Raw genomic sequence first — 2179 nt, 5'->3', positions numbered from 1 at the left:
CCTTGCTGGTCAGGCCGCCTGTCCCCGTACTGCGGGAGGCGGTCGGGCACCTGAGCATCCCCCATGCCCGCCTCCACCATGGCGAGGATCGCGGTCCAGCCGGAGGCCGAGTGGCCCTGGTGGGGGCTGAAGCCGGCCGCCTCGCAGGCGCGGCGGGTGATGTCGGACCAGGGGCCGCTGCCGCCGTAGATCCAGGGCTCGGCGGCGAGGTCGGTGAGGGTCAGGCCGGGGGACGAGGCCAGCGGGTGGCCGGGGGGCAGGGCCACGTCCAGCGGGTCGGCGAGCAGCGGGACGTGGGTGAAGCGGGGGTCGGCGGCGCTGGGTGCCTCGGCGGCGAGGGACAGGGCCAGGTCCACGTCGCCCGCGGCGAGCAGCCGGTAGGCCTCGGCGGCCTCCGTCTCGCGGACCCGGACGGTCACCCGGGGGTGGGTGTCGCGCAGGGCCCGTACGGCCGGGACGACCAGGGCGGGGACGGCGGTCGGGAAGGCGCCGACGCGGACCTCCCCGGCGTCACCGTGGGCGTAGGCGGCGAGGGCCGCGTCCGCCCGCTCCAGTTGCTCGAACACCGGCTCCGTGTGCTCGAGGACCAGCCGGGCCGCGTCGGTGAGCCGGACCCGGCGGCCGTGCGCCTCCAGCAGGTCCACACCGAGCCGGGCGGCGAGAGTGGTGAGCTGCTGGGACACCGCGGACGGGGTCATGTGCAGGGCGGCGGCGGTCGCGGTGACCGTGCCCCGTTCGCGCAGGGTGCGCAGAATCCGCAGCTTCCTCAGATCCCACTCGCTCATGCGCGCACGCTACACGGCACGGTCAGCGGCGCGAGCCCGCGCCCAGCACCACCCCGGCCAGGATCAGCGCCAGGCACAACAGGCCCGTGACGCCCGTGTGTTCGCCGAGCAGCGCCCAGGAGAGCGCGGCCACGCAGACCGGCTGGAGGTAGTAGACGATGCCGGCGCGGGTGGCGCCGATCAGGGCGATGGCCTTGTTCCAGGCGAAGAAGGCGAGCGCGGAGGAGGCCACGCCGACGTAGAGCAGGGGAAGCACCGTGCCGGGCACGGGGTCGAAGCCGCCCTGCACGGCGAGGCTGACGGCCTGTGCGGGCAGCAGCAGCACGGTGCCGACGAGGAAGGTGGTGAACAGGAAGGCGGTGCCGTCGAGTTCGGCCGGCCGGCGGCGCAGCAGCGCGCTGTAGCCGGCGAAGCAGCAGGCGGCGGCCGGCATCCACAGGGTGCCCGGCGTGAAGCCCGCACCGCCGCCGGCCACGAGGAGCACGACGCCCGCGCAGGCCAGGAGCAGTCCGGTGGTGCGCCGCGCGCCCAGCCGTACCCCGCCCAGCCGGTCGAACACGGCCATGAGCACCGGCGAGGCGGCCATGATCATGCCCATGGTGGCGGCCGGGGTGGTCAGGCCGGCCTGGTTGACGAGGGTGTTGTAGAGGGCGACGCCGAGGAGGGAGACGAGGAGGACGTAGCGGGCGTGCCGCCACAAGAGGTGCCGTTGCCGCCAGGCCCGGCGGGCGCCGAACGGGGCGACGGCGACCAGCGCGATCACCCACCGCCAGAAGGCGTGCTGGACGGGCGGGACGCTGTCGTGCAGTCCGCGTGAGGTGACGAAGCTGCCGGACCAGACGACCGTGGCGAGCGCGGCGCAGGCCAGGCCGAGGAGGGGGGCGGCGGCCTGCCGGGTGCGGGTGGCGCGGGGTGCGGGGGCGGTGGCGGGGGTGGTCTGGTGCGCGGCTGCGGGCACAGGGGGCCTTTCCGGTCGGCTCGGACGGGGGTGGTGGTCCTACCGTCGCAGGGCCGGAAGCGTCAGGTCCATCGAATCTTTGCGATCGTTCTTTTCAGTTCTCCTGAACAGTCGGGGCTTTCCGCCGCCGCCGAGCTGTCCGGCGAGCGTCGCCCCGAACGCCAGCGCCATGCCCGCCGTCTGCACCGGTGTGAGCGCCTGGCCGAGGGCCGCCCAGCCGACGACCGCCGCGGTCAGCGGGGAGAGCGGGCCGAGGAATCCGGCCTGGGTGGCGGTGAGCCGGCCGATCCCGCGGAACCAGAGCCAGTAGGCGAGGGCCGTGTTGGCCAGCGCGAGGTAGAGGTAGCCGCCCACGGCCCGGCCGTCGAGGGCGGGCGGGGCGCCCTCGGCCAGCAGTGCGACGGGCGCGATGAGCAGGCCGCCCGCGGTGAGCTGC

The 2179-nt window shown here is 75.4% G+C and carries 3 protein-coding genes; all 3 read right to left on the bottom strand.

What is annotated here, in order from left to right; translation table 11 throughout:
* Window positions 1-785, bottom strand: a 785-nt coding sequence (locus H5J33_RS32235; protein ID WP_181798271.1) for a LysR family transcriptional regulator, incomplete at its 3' end; no start/stop codon positions are given.
* A gap of 22 nt (window positions 786-807) precedes the next feature.
* A complete protein-coding gene (locus H5J33_RS32230) occupies window positions 808-1743 on the bottom strand; it encodes a DMT family transporter (protein WP_181798270.1) in 936 nt (311 codons plus the stop codon).
* A gap of 39 nt (window positions 1744-1782) precedes the next feature.
* Window positions 1783-2179, bottom strand: a 397-nt coding sequence (locus tag H5J33_RS32225) for a DMT family transporter (protein WP_181798269.1), incomplete at its 5' end; no start/stop codon positions are given.

Origin of the sequence: Streptomyces sp. WELS2, assembly GCF_013870595.1 — a bacterium.
GTDB lineage: Bacteria > Actinomycetota > Actinomycetes > Streptomycetales > Streptomycetaceae > Streptomyces.
Note: the sequence above shows the minus strand (reverse complement) of the source record. Positions and strands in the feature narration are given on the sequence as shown.